This window comes from Methylobacterium oryzihabitans, from assembly GCF_004004555.2.
GTDB classification, from domain to species: domain Bacteria; phylum Pseudomonadota; class Alphaproteobacteria; order Rhizobiales; family Beijerinckiaceae; genus Methylobacterium; species Methylobacterium oryzihabitans.
The window spans coordinates 120,380-137,559 of the sequence record NZ_SACP01000007.1 but is presented as its reverse complement, the minus strand read 5'-3'; the positions used below and the strand labels follow the sequence as shown (position 1 = coordinate 137,559).

At 72.0% G+C, this 17,180-nt stretch carries 13 protein-coding genes; 8 read left to right on the top strand and 5 right to left on the bottom strand.

Features of this window, described 5'->3' with window-relative positions:
• Nucleotides 1-224: 224 nt before the first annotated feature.
• Nucleotides 225-1,550, top strand: coding sequence for an NAD(P)/FAD-dependent oxidoreductase (locus EOE48_RS09395; RefSeq protein WP_127728537.1), 1,326 nt, complete (start codon nt 225-227; stop codon nt 1,548-1,550).
• Nucleotides 1,551-1,804: 254 nt separating this feature from the next.
• Here EOE48_RS09395 and EOE48_RS09390 read toward each other — a convergent pair whose 3' ends face one another.
• Genes EOE48_RS09390 through EOE48_RS09380 form a run of 3 tightly spaced genes read right to left on the bottom strand, consistent with a single transcriptional unit; the run spans nt 1,805 to nt 4,586 of the window.
• The gene (locus EOE48_RS09390; RefSeq protein ID WP_127728536.1) at nt 1,805-2,935 is read right to left on the bottom strand and encodes an NAD(P)/FAD-dependent oxidoreductase; all 1,131 of its coding nucleotides are present in this window, start codon (nt 2,933-2,935) and stop codon (nt 1,805-1,807) included.
• Nucleotides 2,932-4,302 carry an FAD/NAD(P)-dependent oxidoreductase gene (locus EOE48_RS09385; RefSeq protein ID WP_127728535.1) on the bottom strand — a complete coding sequence of 457 codons (1,371 nt, stop codon included), beginning with the start codon at nt 4,300-4,302 and terminating at the stop codon, nt 2,932-2,934. Before EOE48_RS09385 ends, EOE48_RS09390 begins: the two co-directional genes overlap by 4 nt.
• Nucleotides 4,284-4,586, bottom strand: coding sequence for a (2Fe-2S)-binding protein (locus tag EOE48_RS09380; RefSeq protein WP_127728534.1), 303 nt, complete (start codon nt 4,584-4,586; stop codon nt 4,284-4,286). The genes EOE48_RS09385 and EOE48_RS09380 overlap by 19 nt, the downstream gene beginning before the upstream one ends.
• 493 nt (nt 4,587-5,079) lie before the next feature.
• Here EOE48_RS09380 and EOE48_RS09375 point away from each other — a divergent pair, with 493 nt between their 5' ends.
• The 3 genes from EOE48_RS09375 to EOE48_RS09365 all read left to right on the top strand — a co-directional run bounded on the left by EOE48_RS09375 (nt 5,080) and on the right by EOE48_RS09365 (nt 10,138).
• A complete protein-coding gene (locus EOE48_RS09375; protein WP_127728533.1) occupies nt 5,080-5,985 on the top strand; it encodes a LysR family transcriptional regulator in 906 nt (301 codons plus the stop codon).
• Nucleotides 5,986-6,109: 124 nt separating this feature from the next.
• Nucleotides 6,110-8,167, top strand: a complete 2,058-nt coding sequence (locus tag EOE48_RS09370; RefSeq protein ID WP_127728532.1) for a hydantoinase/oxoprolinase family protein — start codon at nt 6,110-6,112, stop codon at nt 8,165-8,167.
• 3 nt (nt 8,168-8,170) lie between these two features.
• The gene (locus tag EOE48_RS09365; protein WP_127728531.1) at nt 8,171-10,138 is read left to right on the top strand and encodes a hydantoinase B/oxoprolinase family protein; all 1,968 of its coding nucleotides are present in this window, start codon (nt 8,171-8,173) and stop codon (nt 10,136-10,138) included.
• Between the two features lie 113 nt (nt 10,139-10,251).
• Here the strand turns inward: EOE48_RS09365 and EOE48_RS09360 are convergent, their stop codons facing one another.
• Entirely contained in the window at nt 10,252-10,668 is a 417-nt protein-coding gene (locus EOE48_RS09360; protein ID WP_187371358.1) for an NADH:ubiquinone oxidoreductase subunit NDUFA12, read from the bottom strand.
• A gap of 446 nt (nt 10,669-11,114) precedes the next feature.
• Here EOE48_RS09360 and EOE48_RS09355 point away from each other — a divergent pair, with 446 nt between their 5' ends.
• From EOE48_RS09355 to EOE48_RS09345, 3 genes are all read left to right on the top strand, one after another.
• Nucleotides 11,115-14,855 (top strand): vitamin B12-dependent ribonucleotide reductase, encoded by a 3,741-nt coding sequence (locus EOE48_RS09355; RefSeq protein WP_127728530.1) that lies wholly within the window; start codon nt 11,115-11,117, stop codon nt 14,853-14,855.
• Nucleotides 14,856-15,132: 277 nt separating this feature from the next.
• The gene (locus EOE48_RS09350) at nt 15,133-15,315 is read left to right on the top strand and encodes a hypothetical protein (protein ID WP_127728529.1); all 183 of its coding nucleotides are present in this window, start codon (nt 15,133-15,135) and stop codon (nt 15,313-15,315) included.
• Nucleotides 15,312-15,539 (top strand): hypothetical protein, encoded by a 228-nt coding sequence (locus tag EOE48_RS09345; RefSeq protein ID WP_127728528.1) that lies wholly within the window; start codon nt 15,312-15,314, stop codon nt 15,537-15,539. The genes EOE48_RS09350 and EOE48_RS09345 overlap by 4 nt, the downstream gene beginning before the upstream one ends.
• Nucleotides 15,540-15,578: 39 nt before the next feature.
• Here EOE48_RS09345 and EOE48_RS09340 read toward each other — a convergent pair whose 3' ends face one another.
• Complete coding sequence (locus EOE48_RS09340; RefSeq protein ID WP_127728527.1) at nt 15,579-16,445, bottom strand: efflux RND transporter periplasmic adaptor subunit; 867 nt, start codon at nt 16,443-16,445, stop codon at nt 15,579-15,581.
• Nucleotides 16,446-16,519: 74 nt separating this feature from the next.
• Between EOE48_RS09340 and EOE48_RS09335 the strand changes: the two genes are divergently transcribed.
• Entirely contained in the window at nt 16,520-16,843 is a 324-nt protein-coding gene (locus tag EOE48_RS09335) for a DUF3467 domain-containing protein (RefSeq protein WP_210249553.1), read from the top strand.
• Nucleotides 16,844-17,180 lie beyond the last annotated feature (337 nt).

Below are 17,180 nucleotides of genomic sequence, written 5' to 3'. Positions count from 1 at the left end.
CACAGAGCGGAGCGAGAGCCAAGTGAGCGGATGCGAACGCCGGCGCCTGAGGCCAAGCAAAAAACCAGGGCGATCGCTTTGAAGCGATGGCCCTGGGATGGCGTTCGGCACGCCGCGCCGGCCGGCTCGACTTCGACGGAACGATCTGCTGCGGCGGGGCGATTTGCGGCGCCGTCTGGCGCGGGCGGGCGGGTAGGATGCGGCCAGCCCAGCCGGAGACCGAGATGCCAGCGCCGCTCCTCCCCATCGAGACCACGCCGACCCTCCCGGAGGCGGCCGACGTGGTCGTCATCGGCGGTGGCGTGGCCGGCGCGTTCACGGCCTACTACCTCGCCCGCCGCGGCATCGGCGTCGCGCTGGTCGAGAAGGGGCGCGTCGGCGCCGAGCAGTCGAGCCGCAACTGGGGCTGGTGCCGGCAGCAGAACCGCGACGCGCGCGAATTGCCGATGGCGACCGGCAGCCTCGACCTGTGGGAGCGGCTCGCCGGCGAGATCGGCGAGGATCCGGGCTTCCGCCGCTGCGGCCTGCTCTACCTCAGCAACGACGAGGCCGAGATCGCCCGCTGGGCCAAGTGGCGCGACTTCGCGGCCGGCGTCGGCGTGACCACCCACATGCTCGGCGAGGCCGAGGCGCGGGCGCGGGCCGGGGCGACCGGACGGGCCTGGAAGGGCGGCGTGTTCTCGCCCTCGGACGGGATCGCCGACACCTCGCGGGCGGTGCCGGTCGTCGCCCGCGGCATCCTGAAGGCCGGCGGCACCGTGCACCAGATGTGCGCAGCCCGCGGCGTCGAGACCAGCGGCGGCCGGGTCAGCGCGGTGGTGACCGAGGCGGGCACGATCCGCACGCGCTCCGTCGTGATGGCCGGCGGCGCCTGGGCGTCGTCGTTCTGCCGCCAGCTCGGCCTGCGCTTCCCGCAATCCTCGGTGCGCTCCTCGATCCTCGCGGTCTCCCCGGCCGAGGGACTGCCCGACGCCCTGCACACCGCCGACGTCTCGGTGACGCGCCGCGGCGCGGGCGGCGGCCACACCCTCGCGATCAGCGGCCGGGCGAGCGTCGACCCGACGCCGCAGCAGATCCTCTACGCCCGCGAGTTCCTGCCGATGTTCGCGCGGCGCTGGCGCGCCCTGCGCCCCGGCGGGACCGGCGGCTGGCGCAGCGGGCACGAGACGGCGAGGCGCTGGCGCCTCGACCGGCCGACGCCGATGGAGCGCCTGCGCATCCTCGATCCGCGCCCCGATCCCCGCCTCGTCGCCGAGACCCACCGGCGGGCGCTCGCCCTGCTGCCGGCGTTGCGCGCCACCACCATCACGGCGTCCTGGGCCGGCTACATCGACTCGACCCCCGACGGCGTGCCCGCGATCGGCGAGATGTCGGGCCTGCCGGGCTTCTTCCTGGCCGCCGGCTTCAGCGGCCACGGCTTCGGCATCGGCCCGGGCGCCGGGCACCTCATGGCCGATCTCGTCACCGGGGACCGGCCGCTGGTCGATCCCCGACCCTATCACCCCGACCGCTTCGATGAATCGGCCTGGGGCAAGGTGGCGGAGTTCTGAGAGCCTGCCTGACGCGCGATCTGAAGATTCACCACCCCTTTCCCGGACGACTGAAGCGAAGCGGAAGGAGATCCGGGATCCAACATGGCAAGTCGCGAAGCGTCCGTGCTCAGCGGCGGTGCAGGCACACGGAGCCGCTTCGCGGCAAATCTGACGTCTGGTTCCCGGATCTCCTTCCACTGCGTTCCAGTCGTCCGGGAAAGGGGTGATTCGCACGACGAACACGATGAACGGTCACTCGAACAGGCTCCGAGTCACACCGCATCGCGGAAGCGCGCGATGCCGAACGGGTCGATCGGCACCGCACTCCGGCCGCGGTCGATCAGCTCGGCCATCACCTCGCCGACGGCGGGGCCGAGCTGGAAGCCGTGGCCGCTGAAGCCGAAGGCGTAGTACAGGCCGGGCGTCGTCGCGCTCGCCCCCATCACCGGCAGGCGGTCGGCGACGTAGCCCTCGATCCCGCTCCAGGTGCGGATCACCGCGAGCTGCCCGAAGGCCGGCATCGCCCGGCGCAGATGCGGCAACTGCCCGAGGGTGCTGACGGGGTCGAGCGCCGCCCGCCGGCGCACCATGTCGACCTCGCCCCAGACGCCGCCGCCGAACACGACGTTGCCGCGCGCGACCTGCCGGAAGTAGATGCCCGCCTCACCCTCGGCCCAGACCCCGACGACCGGCTTCACCGCGTAGGGGACCGGCTCGGTCACGCCCATCTGCGGCCCGCGCGGGGTCAGCGGCACCGGCTCGCCGAAGCGGGCGGAGAGCTGTCCGCCCCAGGCGCCGGCGCAGATCTGGACCACCGGCGCCCGGTAGCGCCGCCCGTCGGCGGTCTCGACGGAGAAGTCCTCGCCCGCCTTCTCAATCGCGGCGACCTCCGCCCCCTCGACGATGGTGGCGCCGAGCCGGCGCGCCGCCCGGGCGAAGGCCGGCGCGGCGAGGCGCGGGTTGGCGTGGCCGTCGTGGGGCGAGAACGACCCCGCCACCGCCTCGCGGCCGAGATAGGGGAAGCGCACCCGCAGGGCGTTGGCGCTCATCAGTTCGAGGTCGAGCCCGTAGGGCCGGCAGTCGCGGGCATAGGCCTCCATCCGCCCGACCTCCTCGGGGGTGCAGGCGAGGCGGAGATGGCCTGTGGGCAGGAACTCGACGTCCTCGCCGATCAGCTCGGGCAGGCGGCCCCAGATCTCGCGGGCGCGGTTGGCCAGCGGCAGTTGCGGCAGGAAGCGCCCCTGGCGCCGGACGTTGCCGAAATTGGTGCCGCTCGCGTGCTGCCCGACCCGGTCGCGTTCGAGCACGACCACCGAGCGGCCGCGCCGGCGCAGGAAGAACGCGGTGGCGGCGCCCATCAGGCCGCCTCCGACCACGATCACGTCGGCGTCCCGGGGCGTCATGGCGCGGTCTCCGCGGTGGTGCCGGCGGGGAGCGGCTTGACCGGCGCCTGCCCGCGCAGGCGCCCGACCTCGGCGACCGGGACGCCGAGGGCGTCGGCGAGGATCTCGGCCCCGGCCGGCCCGCAATAGCGGCCCTGGCAGCGCCCCATCCCGACCCGGCAGAACGCCTTGGCGCGGTTCACCTCGGTGGCGCCGAGGTCTTGCGTGCGGCGCAGGTCCCCGGCGGTGATCGCCTCGCAGCGGCACACCAGGGTCTCGTCGGGCAGGGTGCGGGCGAGGCGGGAGGGCCACGGAAAAGCCCGCTCCAGCCCCTCGCGAAACGCCAGCATCGGGCGCATCCGGGCGCGCAGGGTCTCGGCCTCGCGGGCGGCGGCGGCGTCGCCGGCATCCGCCAGGACCGCGCAGGCGGCGAGCCGGCCGCCGATCTCGGCGGCGTCGGCCCCGGTGATGCGGGCGCCGTCCCCGGCGAGGTAGACGCCCGGAACCGAGGTGCGTCCGTCGGGATCGGTCTCCGGCAGCCATTGCCGGGCCAGCGGATCGAAGGCGAAGCGGCAGCCGGCGAGGTCGGCGAGCTGGGTCTCGGAGCGCAGGCCGTAGCCGAGGGCGACCGCGTCGCAGGCGACCCGCCGGGTCCGGCCGGCGGCGTCGCGGAAGGTCAGGCCCGCGACGCGGTCGGTGCCCTCGATCGCCAGCGGCGTCACGCCGTGGATCATCGGCACCCGGCGCGCGGCGAGCGAGGCGGTGTAGAGCAGCCCCTTGGCCAGCATCGCCGGGCGCGCGGCGAGGCGGGACAGGCCGGCGAGGCGGCCGGAGAACGGCGAGGTGTCGAGGATCGCCGCCGGCCGCACTCCGACCCGGGCGTACTGATAGGCGGCGTAGACGAGGAGCGGCCCGGTGCCGAGGAAGACCGGGCGCGACCCGACCGTGCAGCCCTGCGCCTTCAGGGCGATCTGCGCGCCGCCGAGGGTGGTCACCCCGGGCAGCGTCCAGCCCGGCACCGGCATCACCCGGTCGGTGGCGCCGACCGCCAGGATCAGCGCGTCGTAGGGCAGGGCGGCGGTGGTGCCGTCCGAGGCGACGTGGAGCCGGCCGTCGCGCAGCGCCCAGGCGACCGAGTCCGGGCGGTAGTCGATCCGCCCGCCGAGGGCGTCGAAGCCGCCCTGGACCGCAATCGCCCGCGCGGCCTCGAAGCCGTAGAGCTCGCGGGCCGGGCGCCGGAACCCGGCCGGCTGCCGGCGGTAGATCTGCCCGCCGGAGGCCCGGCCCTCGTCGATCACGACCGGGCGCAGGCCCGCCGCGACGAGGCGTTCGGTGGCCCGGGTCCCGGCCGGGCCGGCCCCGACCACGATCACGCGAGGTCCGGCCATGGTCCCGCTCCCGTGGTGAGGGTCAGGCCGGGCGTTGCCGGCGTGGAGCAGGCCCGCAGGCGGCGCCCGTCCGCGGTCCAGACCCAGCAATCCTGGCACGCGCCCATGAGGCAGAACCCCGCCCGCGGGCCGTCGCCGAACTCGCTGGTGCGCAGCCGCGCCCCGGCGCTCAGCATCGCGACGAGGAGCGTGTCGCCCTCGCGCGCCGGCACGGCCTCGCCGTCGACCGTGATGGCGAAGGCCGGCCGATCCAGCTCCCGCACCCGCCTCAGAAGGCCGACCATCGTGCCGCGCTCCGTCTCGTGCAGGGAGGGTTGGGGGGACGAGACGGGAACGGGATCCCCTCTCTCGATCGGGCTTGCAGATCCACACCACGGGTTGCGAGCATTCTCCTCGCCCCGCTTGCGGGGAGAGGGCTGTGTCCCCCTTGTCGGGGACACAGCGAGGCGGCAGCCGAAGGTGAGGGGGCGTCCCAGAAAGAGGCTTGTCCGGAGACGCCCCCTCACCTTCGCTTCGGCTTCGCCTGCGCTCGCCGCTTGCACGACAAGGTGGTGGGATCTTCGATCCCCAGCGGCCCTCTCCCCGCAAGCGGGGCGAGGAGAGGTCCCGTGCCTCCCTCGAGAGGCGTGAATGCTGTAGCCCACTCGTGAGAGAGGGAAGTCGTGCGCGTTCTCGTCCCCCCAAAGCCCTGCATCCTGACACAGTGCTCGCAGACCGCGCCCACCCCTGTCCAATCCGGGTTTTGGCATCGCGCATAAGGTGTGCTTATGCTGTCCCATGCGCGCCCGTCACATCGAGGTCTTCCGGGCGGTGATGCGGTCGGGAACCCTCACCCGCGCGGCCGGCCTCCTCAACGTCTCGCAGCCGGCCCTGAGCCAGAGCCTGCTCCAGGCCGAGGACGAGCTCGGCTTCAAGCTGTTCGAGCGGGTGAAGGGCCGCCTCGTGCCGACGCCGGAGGCGGAGGAACTGTTTCCGGAGGCCGAGCGGCTGTTCGGCGACCTCGAGAACCTGCGCCGGATGGCCCAGGACCTGCGCCAGGGCCGGCGCGGCCTCGTGCGGCTCGCCACCTCGGCGCCGCCGGCGCTGTCGGTGGTGCCGGCGGCGCTCGACGCCTTCCGCCGCGCCCATCCCGAGGTGCGCCTGCTGTCGTCGGTGGTTCCGGTCGAGCGGATCATCGCGATGCTGGAAGGCGGGCAGGCCGGACTCGGGCTGGCGATGACCGAGGAGGCGCTGCCGATGATCGAGACCAAGGTCATCGGGCGCTGCGACCTCGTCTGCCTGCTGCCGGAGGGCCACAGGCTGGCGGCGCGCCCGCAGCTCGCCGTGGCGGATCTCGCCGGCGAACGGCTGATCGCCTATCGCCGCGACTCGCAGCCCGGCCTGATGCTGGAGCGGGCGCTCGCCCGGCAGGGCGAGACGCTGCGGCCCGACATCGAGGTCGAGTTGTCGATCATCGCCCTCGCCTTCGTCCAGGGCGGGCTCGGCGTCGCCATCGTCGACGGGCTGCTGCCCTGGCGCCGCTTCGCCGGGGTGACGACCGTCCCGCTCCTGCCCCGGATCGCGCTGCCGATCTCGCTGCTCACCAGCACGCGGCGCCCGCTGTCGCGCCACCACGACCTGCTGCGCCAGGAGCTGCGCCGGGCCGTGGCGGCGCATCTCGGTGCCGCGGACGCGCCTCCATAAGTCCGGCTTATCCGATCCCGCGAAATCGGTCTTGGACGCGGGCGCCGCCGCCGGGGAGTGTCCGCCGACGAACGGACCGGCGGTGACCCATGACTTCACAGGGCAGGACCTCGCGGAGCAGGACATGACCTCGCGGAGCAGCAACTGGCGGATCGGTGTCGACATCGGCGGCACCTTCATCGATTTCTGCGCCCTCGAGACCGGGACCAACCGGCTCGAATCGCTGAAGGTGCTCACGACCCCGGACGATCCCGGCCGCGAGCTGATGCAGGGGCTCGCCCTGCTCCAGGAGCGCCACGGCGTGGCGCCCGAGGCGGTCGCCGGCTTCGTCCACGGCACGACGGTCGGCATCAACACGATCATCCAGCGCAAGGGCGCACGCCTCGCCCTGGTGACCAATGCCGGGTTCGAGGACGTCATCGAGCTGGCCCGCCTGCGGATGCCGGAGGTCTACTCGCTGTTCTGCTCCCGGCCCGAGCAGCTCATCCCCCGCGACCTCGTCTTCGGGGTGCGCGGCCGGGTCATGGCCGACGGCAGCGAGGCGGAGGCCCTCGACGAGGCGGCGCTGGCGGCAATCGCCGACACGGCGCGGGCGCGCGGGGCGGTCGGGATCGTGGTCGCGTTCCTGCACGCCTACCGCAACCCGGCCCAGGAGCAGGCCGCGAAGGCGTGCCTGCAGCGGCTCGCGCCCGACCTGTTCGCGTTCGCCTCGGCCGAGATCTGGCCGGTGATCCGCGAGTACGAGCGCACCACGACGGCGATCCTGAACGCCTACGTCCATCCCCGGGTCGCGGGCTATCTCGGCTCGCTCGAAGCCACCCTGAGGGACCGCGGCGTCCCGGCCCGGCCGATGCTGACCAAGTCGAACGGCGGCATCATGGACGTCGCCGCCGGCAAGACCGCCTGCATCAGCATGCTGCTGTCGGGCACCGCCTCGGGGGTGATGGGCGCGGCCTACCTCGCCGAGCAGGCGGGGCAGTCCAACCTGCTCACCCTCGACATCGGCGGAACCTCCGCCGACCTCGCGCTCATCATCGACGGCGCGCCGCAATTCGGCACCGGCGAGATCATCGGCGACTTCCCGCTCTACGTGCCGAGCGTCTCGGTCACCTCGATCGGCGCCGGCGGCGGCTCGATCGCGTCGGTCGACGGGTTCGGCGTGCTGCGGGTCGGTCCGGAGAGCGCCGGCTCGACCCCGGGACCGGCCTGCTACGGCCGCGGCGGCACCCGGGCGACCATCACCGACGCGGTCGCGGTCTGCGGCTTCCTCGGCCACGCGCCGCTCGCCTACGACGCCCTGCGGATGGACCGGGGGCGGGCCGAGGCGGCGGTCGGCGCGGTCGCCGCCGCCCTCGGGCGCGGACTGCGCGAGACCGGCGAGGCGATCCTCCAGGTCGCGGTGTCGGAGATGTTCGTCGAGGTCAACAAGCTCGTCGCCCGCGCCGGCGTCGACCTGCGCGACTTCACCCTGATGCCGTTCGGCGGCGCCGGGCCGATGCTCGGCTGCCTGCTGGCGCGGGAACTCGGCATCGGCCGGGTGATGGTGCCGCGCCGCCCGGGCGTCGTCTGCGCGCTCGGCGGCCTGATCGCCGACGTGAAGAGCGACTTCATCCGCACGGTCTTCGCGCGGGCGGACGCGGCCGTGATGCCGGTGCTGAAGGCGGCCCATGCCGACCTGCGGCGCGAGGCCGAGACGTGGCTGCGCGACGAGCAGGGCTTCGCGGGCCCCGCCGTCGCCACGGTGTCGGCGGACATGCGCTACCACGGCCAGTCCTTCGAGATCGAGGTGCCGCTCGACGAGGCGTGGCTGTCCGGCGGCGACCTCCCGGCCCTGCGGGCGGCGTTCCACCGCCAGCACCTCGCCCTCTACGACTTCGACGACGCGGGGGCCGAGATCCAGGTCGTCAACCTGCGCCTCGTCATCGCCGGCGCCACGGCGCGCCCGGTCATGGTGCCGGAGCCGCGGACGGAGGGGCCGGCGGAGCCCGAGCGCGAGGTCGCGGTCTGGCTCGACGGCGCCGAGCGCCGGGTGCCGCTCTACTGGCGGGCGGCCCTGCGGCACGGCCAGACCCTCGCCGGCCCGGCGGTGGTGGTCCAGGAGGACACCACGACCTGCATTCCCGGCGGCTTCGCCGGCCACGTCGACGCCCACCTCAACCTGCACCTCGTCCGGGAGAACTGAGCGATGATCGACAAGGTGACCCTGGGCGTGCTGGCCAACCATTGCCGGGCGGCGGCCGAGAACATGGCCTACACGCTCTACCGCACCGCGCACTCGACCTTCGTCAAGGAGACCGAGGACTTCACCACGATGATCATGGACGCCGCCGGCCTGACCGTGGCGGTGCCCAAGGACCTCGGCGCGACGTGGTATCCCGGCATCAGCTACGGCCGGGCGATCGACCTCGTCGAGGGCGGCTACCGGCCCGGCGACATCGCCTTCACCAACGACCCCTACAGCGGCTTCCTCGCCACCCACGCGCCCGACATCCACGCCTGGAAGCCGGTCTTCCACGACGGCGAGATCGTGGCCTTCGCCGGCGGGCACATCCACAACACCGACATGGGCGGGGCGGTGCCGGCGAGCCTGTCGCGGGCGCTCACCGAGATCCACCAGGAGGGCATCCGCTTCCCGCCGATGAAGCTCTACGCCGAGGGCGTGCTCGACCAGAAGATCCTCGACGTGATGCTGCTCAACGTGCGCAAGCCCGAGCAGAACCTCGGCGACCTCAAGGCGCTGGTCGGCGCGCTCAACACCGGCGAGCGCAAGATCGCCGCGATGGTGGCGAAGTTCGGCGTCGAGGGATTCCGCCAGGGGCTCGCCGGCCTGCACGACTACGCCGAGCACCAGGCGCGGGCGATCCTCGCCTCGATCCCCGACGGGGAGTACCGCTTCGCCGACTACGCCGACGAGGACGGCGAGAACGGCAACCCGGTGCGCCTCGCCGTGACCCTGCGCATCGCCGGCGACGAGGCGGTGCTCGACTTCACCGGCACCGACCCGCAGCTCGCCTCGTCGCTCAACGTGCCGACCGGCAGCGACCCGCGCCACACCCTGCTGCTGGTGGGCGTCTACTACATCCTCTACACCCTCGACCCGTCGCTGCTGCTCAATGCCGGGCTGACCCGGCCGTTCCGCTGCATCGTGCCCGAGGGCACGGTGCTCAACCCGGTCTTCCCGGCGGCGGTGGGGATGCGCAGCCTCACCTGCGCGCGCCTGCGCAGCCTGCTGTTCGGGGTGTTCGGCCTCGCGATCCCCGAGCGGATGCCGGCGGCCCCGGCGGGGTCGAGCTCGATCGTCAACGTGATGACGACCGACGAGCGCAGCCGCCGCACGGTCATCGCCGCCCTCAACCCGGTGGTCGGCGGCGGCGGGGGCATGCCGCACCGCGACGGCCCCAACGGCTCGGGGGCGGACGCCGCCTACCTCAAGAACACCCCGATCGAGATCAACGAATCCGAGGTCCCGGTGCAGTTCCTGCGATACGGGCTGGAGCCGGATTCCGGCGGCGCCGGCTACCATCGCGGCGGCCTCGCCACCGTGATGGAGTTCCGGCTGTTCTCGCCCGACACCCGCATCACGGTGCGCAACCGCGACCGCTCGCATTTCCGGCCCTGGGGCATCCTCGGCGGCGGCCCCGGCGCGCCCTCGGACATGGTCGTCAACCCGGGCACGGCGCGCGCGCGGCGGCTCGGCAACATCGACACCTTCGTGGTCGAGCCCGGCGACGTGGTCCACATCCACTCCCCGGGCGGCGGCGGGCGCGGGGCGCCGTTCGCGCGCGAGCCGGAGCGGGTCCTGGTCGACGTCGAGCGCGGCTACGTCTCCGCCGCCCGAGCGCTCGCCGATTACGGCGTCGCGATCCGGGACGGCCGGGTCGACGAGGCGGCGACCGCCCGCCACCGCGACGCCGCGCCCCCGCCGCCGGTCCATTTCCGCTTCGGCCCGGAGCGCGAGGCGTTCGAGGCCGTGTGGACGCCGGCCCAGTACGACGCGCTGACCGCGATCCTGGCGGCCCTGCCGGTGCACTGGCGCTTCTTCGTCAAGACCAAGGTCTTCGCGGCGATGCGCGACGCCGCGCGGGACGGCGGGACCGCGACGGTGGAGGGCGCGATGCGGCGGGTCCGCCGGGACTTTCCGCAGATCCCCTGAGGGGGCGAGGCGGGCCGGCGGGAAAACCGGCCTCGCTCAGGAGCGCGGAGCCTCCGGCTCCGCCGCGCGGGCTCGTGATGCGGCTGTCCGGACGCGATCGCCCGAAAGCCGGATCACTCGCCCGGGGTCCACGGCACGTAGTCGCCGGTCGCCGCCGGGCGTTGGCCGTAGGAGAGCTGCGAGCCGCGCGGGCGGTAGGCCGCCACCGTGCCGGTGAGGTTCTCCTCGTGCGGCTTCTGCCACTCGCGCGGGGTGTAGCTCTCCTCGCTCGGCGGCACCTCGACGGTGTGGCTGAGCCAGCCGCGCCAGCCGGGCGGCACCTTCGAGGCGTCGGGATAGCCGTTGTAGATCACCCAGCGCCGCTCCGGCCCGACCGAGGGGTCGATCAGCGGGCCGATCGCCCGGTAGTAGCGGTTGCCGAACTCGTCGGTGCCGACGTGGCGGCCGTGGCGCTTGGTGTAGAGGTCCAGGCTGACGGTCGAGCCGCTCCACCAGGTGAAGATGCGAAAAAGGGTGTCTTTCAGCGCCATCGCGGACCGTCTCGTGGGCATGCCGGCGGCGCCGCGATCCGGCCCGCCCGTGTTCGCGCGGGACTATGGTGAGGCCGTCCACCGAAGTCCAGCCGTCGCCGCGCCAGCGGCGGCGATGCGCCGCCGGCTTGTACAACCTGTGATTCGCAAAAATTCCGCCGACGATTCGCGATTGAGTCGCCGGGGCTTAACCGCGGCGGCACGACAATCCACAGGAATCTCGACCTGAGACACAACATGTAGTCGGGAACGCTTCGCCGCGACACAAGTTGTTGACGCGCAGGCCCCAGAGTCGCTAGCTTGGCGTCACAGTCGGGGGCCGCGATGCGACCTCGGCCGCGCCGCGCGAGCGGCGGGCGGGCGAAGGCGGCATCGCGCAACGAATCGGACCGGCGGCACCGCCCTGGGCGGGCCGGCCCCTATGGCGTGACGGGAGAGTACCACCCATGCGGATCGAGCGGCGCATCACCACGGCCGGGCAGTCGCCCTACGCCTCCATCCCGTTCCGCAAGGCGGTGAGCGAGATCCGCAATCCCGACGGCTCGGTCGTGTTCCGGCTCGACGGCATCGACGTGCCGGAGGCGTGGAGCCAGGTCGCCTGCGACGTGCTGGCCCAGAAGTATTTCCGCAAGGCCGGCGTGCCGAAGGCGCTGAAGCGCGTCGAGGAGAACGGCGTGCCGTCGTTCCTGTGGCGCTCGGTGCCCGACGAGGCGGCGCTCGCCCCTCTGCCCGAGGACGAGCGCACCGGCTCCGAGATCTCGGCGACCCAGGTCTTCGACCGGCTCGCCGGCTGCTGGACCTACTGGGGCTGGAAAGGCGGCTACTTCTCGACCGAGGACGACGCGGCGGCGTTCTACGACGAATTGCGCGCGATGCTCGCCCGCCAGATGGTGGCGCCGAACTCGCCGCAATGGTTCAACACCGGCCTGCACTGGGCCTACGGCATCGATGGGCCCGCCCAGGGCCACTACTACGTCGACCACAGGACGGGTGCGCTGACCAAGTCGGCCACCGCCTACGAGCACCCGCAGCCGCACGCCTGCTTCATCCAGTCCGTCGCCGACGACCTCGTCAACGAGGGCGGCATCATGGACCTGTGGGTGCGCGAGGCGCGGCTGTTCAAGTACGGCTCGGGGACGGGCACCAACTTCTCGTCCCTGCGGGCCGAGAACGAGAAGCTCGGCGGCGGCGGCAAGTCGTCGGGCCTGATGAGCTTCCTCAAGATCGGCGACCGGGCGGCCGGCGCGATCAAGTCCGGCGGCACGACGCGTCGCGCCGCCAAGATGGTGATCGTCGACATCGACCACCCCGACGTCGAGACCTTCATCGCCTGGAAGGCGCGGGAGGAACAGAAGGTCGCGGCCCTCGTCACCGGCTCGAAGCTCGCCTCCAAGCACCTCAAGGCGGTGCTCAAGGCCTGCGTCAACTGCGAGGCCGAGGGCGACGCCTGCTTCGACCCCGAGCGCAACCCGGCGCTCAAGCGCGAGGTCAAGGCCGCCCGCAAGGCGATGGTGCCCGACGCCTCGATCAAGCGGATCATCCAGTACGCCCGCCAGGGCTACACCGACCTCGACCTGCCGGTCTACGACACCGACTGGGATTCCGAGGCCTACCTCACCGTCTCGGGCCAGAACTCCAACAACTCGGTCTCGCTGACCGACGACTTCCTGCGCGCCGTCGAGGCCGATGCCGACTGGCACCTCACCGCCCGGGTCGGCGGCAAGGTCGTGAAGACCCTCAAGGCGCGCGACCTGTGGGAGAAGATCGCCGAGGCCGCCTGGGCCTCGGCCGATCCCGGCCTGCACTTCAACACCACGATGAACGACTGGCACACCTGCCCGCAGGGCGGACGGATCCGGGCCTCGAACCCGTGCTCCGAGTACATGTTCCTCGACGACACCGCCTGCAACCTCGCCTCGGCGAACCTGCTGGCGCTCTACGACCGGCAGGCCAAGAGCTTCGACGTCGAGGGCTACGAGCACCTGTGCCGCCTGTGGACGGTGGTGCTCGAGATCTCGGTGCTGATGGCGCAGTTCCCGAGCCGCGAGATCGCCGAACTCTCCTACAAGTACCGCACGCTGGGCCTCGGCTACGCCAATATCGGCGGCCTCTTGATGACCATGGGCCTTCCCTACGATTCGCGGGAGGGGAGGGCGCTCGCCGGCGCGCTGACCGCGATCATGACCGGCGTGTCCTACGCCACCTCGGCCGAGATGGCGTCCGAGCTCGGGCCGTTCCCGGCCTACGAGGACAACGCCGACGCGATGCTGCGGGTGATCCGCAACCACCGTCGCGCCGCCCACGGCGAGGCCGGCGGCTACGAGTTCCTCAACACCAATCCGGTGCCGCTCGACCATTTCGGCTGCCCGCAGGCCAACCTCGTCGCCCACGCCAAGGCGGCCTGGGACCGGGCGCTGCAACTCGGCGAGGAGCACGGTTTTCGCAATGCCCAGGCGACCGTGATCGCGCCGACCGGCACGATCGGCCTCGTGATGGATTGCGACACCACCGGCATCGAGCCCGACTTCGCCCTGGTGAAGTTCAAGAAGCTCGCCGGCGGCGGCTACTTCAAGATCATCAACCGGGCGGTGCCGGACGCGCTCCGCGCGCTCGGCTACCGCGAATCCGAGATCGCCGAGATCGAGGCCTACGCCGTCGGCCACGGCTCGCTCGGGCAGGCGCCGGGCGTCAACCCGGGCAGCCTCCGCGCCAAGGGCTTCACCGACGACAAGATCGCGGCGGTCGAGGCCGGGCTGAAATCGGCCTTCGACATCAAGTTCGTGTTCAACCGCTGGAATCTCGGCGAGGATTTTCTGACCGGCACCCTCAAGGTCCCGGCCGAGCGCCTCGCCGACCCGGCCTTCGACCTGCTCGCTCATCTCGGCTTCACGAAGAAGGAGATCGAGGCCGCCAACATCCACGTCTGCGGCTCGATGACCCTGGAAGGGGCGCCGTTCCTCAAGCGCGAGCACTACGCGGTGTTCGACTGCGCCAACCCGTGCGGGCGCATCGGCAAGCGCTACCTCTCGGTCGAGAGCCACATCCGCATGATGGCGGCGGCGCAGCCCTTCATCTCGGGGGCGATCTCCAAGACCATCAACATGCCCAACGACGCCACGGTGGAGGATTGCAAGGAGGCCTACCGGCTGTCCTGGACCCTGGCGCTCAAGGCCAACGCCCTCTACCGCGACGGCTCGAAGCTGTCGCAGCCCCTCAACGCGGCCCTGATCGCCGACGAGAGCGAGGACGAGGTCGAGGAGGCCCTCGACGCGCTGCTCGCCCAGCCGACGGCGGCCCGCACCGTCGCGGTGGCCGAGAAGGTGGTCGAGCGGGTCATCGAGCGGATCGAGCGCATCCGCTCGCGGGAAAAGATGCCCGACCGGCGCAAGGGCTACACCCAGAAGGCCGTCGTCGGCGGCCACAAGGTGTACCTGCGCACCGGCGAGTACGACGACGGGCGGCTGGGCGAGATCTTCATCGACATGCACAAGGAGGGCGCCGCCTTCCGCTCGCTGATGAACAACTTCGCCATCGCGATCTCGCTCGGCCTGCAATACGGCGTGCCGCTGGAGGAGTACGTCGACGCCTTCACCTTCACCCGCTTCGAGCCGGCGGGCTTCGTGCAGGGCAACGACGCGATCAAGAACGCGACCTCGATCCTCGACTACGTGTTCCGCGAACTGGCGATCTCGTATCTCGGCCGCGCCGACCTCGCCCATGTCGACCCGTCCGAGATCGGCTCGACGGTGATGGGCGGGGGCGTGGCGCAGTCGAAGCTGACGTCGGCCGAGCCGGCGGTGACCAGCATCGTGTCGCGCGGCCTGCTGCGCGGCTCGGCCGACCGTCTCACCCTGGTCCATGGCGGACCGGCGAGCGCCACCTCCGGCGTCGCCGCCCCCGCCACCGGCCAGTCCGCCCCGGCCGGCGGCACGATCCACGCGGTGCGCGGGTCGATCGCGCTGAAGGCCGAGCCGGTGACCGCCGGCCGCACCGAGAGCCTCGTCGAGGCCCTGCCCTTCGCCAAGCCGGAGACCAAGCCGGAGCGCAGCGTCGCCGACCGGCGCGCCGAGGCGAAGATGAAGGGCTATGTCGGCGAGGCCTGCCCGGAATGCGCGAACTTCACGCTCGTGCGCAACGGGACCTGCCTGAAGTGCGACACGTGCGGCGGCACGACCGGGTGTTCGTGAGCTGAAGCGGTCGGGGCAGGCTGCCCGCCATGGACCCCGTCCATGGCGGTTCCCCGAGCGGCGAAGAGTTGCGAAGAGCACAGGCGGTCCTCACGGGCCGCCTGTGCCGTTTGGGGCGTCGCCTTCGCACGGTGAAGGTCGAGCCCATGATGGGGCGTTCGAGAGCAACGTAGAAGCTGCTCCTCCGAACAGTCACGCCTGCGTCACGCCACGTATTCCCAGGAACAGGCGCGCCGCGCCCACGTTGACCGGCACATCCTCAGCCTCGGAGGTCCCGGTGTCGACGAAGCCACCCCCCGTTCCACCCGCCAACCAGTCCGACAAGGGACCCGGCAGCGCCCAGCGCGCCGAGACCGAGCTCGGCTCGGCCGGCAGCCAGACCAAGGATCCCGACAAGATCGGGCAGGCCGGCAATGCCAAGGTGAACACCACCAACCAGGGATACCAGCAGGACCGATGAGCATGGCGAGCAAGGCCCACCAGACCGACCGCCACCACGGCGGCCCCGGCAGCAGCCAGCAGGACGCCTCGAAGCCGCACGCCGAGACGCGCCACGGCCCCGCTCCCGGCAGCCCGACCAGCGACCGCCAGTCCCACGTCTCGGGCGGCGGCGGCGAGCGCGACAGCCACCACACCCACAGCACCAAGGGCCGCGCCCCCGACCGGACCGACCGGTCGCACTGAACGTCTCGCGGGCCGGGGCGCATCCCGGCCCGCCGCCCCTCACTCCGCCCGGGCGGTGGGGGAGGGGCCGAACCGGACCTGGCAGCGCAGGCCCGCCGGCAGGGCCCAGTCGGGATTGGGCAGCTTGAGCCGGACGCCGAAGGTGCCGCTCGTCGCCTCCATCACCCGGTCGACGATGGTCACCTCGGCGCTGTGGCTGCCGCCGACCGGCGCCTCGGGAAACACCGTCGCGCGGCTGCCGACCGTCACCTGCCCGTAGAAGCTCACCGGCACGTAGACCTCGACGTGCAGCGTCGCGATGTCGGCGAGCCCGAAGACGTAGACCTGATCGTGGACGTACTCGCCCGGCGCCAGCCGGCGCTCCACCACGACGCCGTCGATCGGACTGCGCAGCTCGCGCTGCGCCACCTGCTCCTGGGCGCGCACGAGTTCGGCCCGGGCCGCCTTCTGGCTCGCCACCGCATCCTGGAGGGTGAGTTCGGCGACCTTGGCGTCGGCGATCGCCTCGTCGCTGTCCTTCTCGCTGATGACGTTCCGCTCGCGCAGGGCGGTGATGCGGGCGAGGCGCCGCCGGGCGAGGTCGAGCTTGGCCTGCGCCGCGGCGATCGGGGCGTCGTTCTCGGCCCGCAGCCGGGCCAGCACGACGTTGGCCTCCTCGACGCCCGAGCCGAGCCGGGCCACGACCTGCCCGGCCCGGACCCGGTCGCCGCGGCCGACCTGGACGCTGCGCAGGAAGCCCGAAACCTCGGCGTTGAGCTTCACCCGCTCGGCCGCATCCATCAGGCAGTCGAACAGGTGCGCGTCGATCCGCTTGAGCGCCGGCGGCGCGGCGGGGGCCGGCGGCTGCTGCGCCGCCGCGACGCCGGCCCAGACCGATCCAGAGATCAGCAGAAGAGATCGGATCATGCTCGATTCCCGGATTGCGGCGTCAAGTCCACTCGGGTATTCCTCTGCCCGATCGAAGAACGGGGGGCAAGACGATGGCCGAAGGAGTGTCCGGCGCCGAGGCGATGCTCAGCGGTGGCAATGCAGCCGCGACGCCGACGACTGGCGCACAGCCGGAGATGCGGGTCGACACCACGCAGTTGAAGACGACCTACTGCAACGTGTGCAGCGCGACCAGCACCAGCGAGGAGGTCGTCCTGACCTACGGCTTCAACAGCAACTGGGACATGCGCCAGCAGCCGATGGAGATTGCGCTTCATCATCGCATCGTCATGAGCCCGAAGGCCGCCAAGCGGTTCCACGGCGTCCTCACCCAGCTCATCGCCGAGCACGAGGCCCGCAACGGTCCGCTCGCCTGAGCGCGGGACGCAGCCGGTTCCGGCGCCGTGCAGCCTTAGGACATCGGCCCCTGCTCGGCGATCAGCCGGATGGCCTAGACCACTATAAAATCGCCGCGTCATCGTCCAAACGGATGATGTGCATGGCCTGCGCCGACGACATAGTGCCGCCACTCGCGCTCGGTCGGCGATTGGTGACGATCGACAGTTAAAATCAACGGACAAGACTGGCAGAGTCTTCAAGGGCTGTGCCGGTCTTTGCGCGTTGACTTTGTAAATGCTGGCGCCGTGGCGGTAAATCACGATTTTATGGTAAAAATTTCTTGACCGCGGGATTAAGTTGCCGGACAGTTTCCGG